We start from the raw sequence: 799 nt of genomic DNA, 5'->3' as shown, positions 1-799 counted from the left end.
GGCGGCCGTGGCCGCGGCGGTGCTCGACGGTTCGGCCCGCCGGCTGGACCTGCTGCGCAACGACGGCGGCTCGGTGACGCTGGACGGCGCGCTGCTCGGCGCCGCCGACGACGCCGGTCGACCGTTGCACTGGCGGGCCCGCGTCGAGGTCGACGGCACGGTGCTCAGCGACGGCAGCGAGCCGATCACGGCGTGCGCGATCGGAAACGCCGGTGGCTACGCGCGCCTCGGCGAGGTGGACCTGCTGGCCGACCCGGACCCGACCGACGGGCGGGTGGCGGTGGCCGTGGCCGTGCCCGTGGTGACCCGGTCCGCGTTGGGCCGGAAGAAGGTCCGGTTGGAGGTACGCCGGGCCCGGGGCCGGGCGGTGGCGGTCGTGCCCCGCGACGAGAAGGTGCCCTTCCTCGACGACGGCGTCGAGGGCGAGTTGAGCCGGAAGCGGTCCTGGTGGACCGAGCCCGGCGCCTGGGCGGTCTGGACGGGCTGACCCCGGTCGATCCTCGCCCGGGTGGCCCGGCTGACCGGACCGCCTATCCTCGGCGGGGGGAATGGGGAGGAACCGTGGTGCACGAGAACGACGACCGGGCCCACGTGCCGGGCCGACCGCAGGTGCCGGAGCGGGACGTCGAACCGCTCTGGCCGCCCGAGGAGACCGACGGCGTGGTGACCGCGCCGCCGTGGGCGGCGCCGGTCCAGCCGAACATGCCCTGGCCGCTCCCGCCCGGCGTGGTTCCCCCGCCGGTCGTCCCGGCGCCCGACCCGACCCACCCGACGGTGCCAGCGCCGCGGCCGGGCGGCC

2 pseudogenes are annotated in these 799 nt (G+C 77.7%); both read left to right on the top strand.

The annotated features are described in order from the left end of the window. Window positions 1-487, top strand: a pseudogene (locus tag HUW36_RS33720) (hypothetical protein); the annotation flags it as partial. A gap of 77 nt (window positions 488-564) precedes the next feature. Further along, window positions 565-799: pseudogene (locus HUW36_RS33715) on the top strand (chromosome partitioning protein); the annotation flags it as partial.

The sequence above is a fragment of the Micromonospora maritima genome, from assembly GCF_902825405.1.
In the GTDB taxonomy this organism is placed as follows: domain Bacteria; phylum Actinomycetota; class Actinomycetes; order Mycobacteriales; family Micromonosporaceae; genus Micromonospora; species Micromonospora maritima.
Note: the sequence above shows the minus strand (reverse complement) of the source record. Positions and strands in the feature narration are given on the sequence as shown.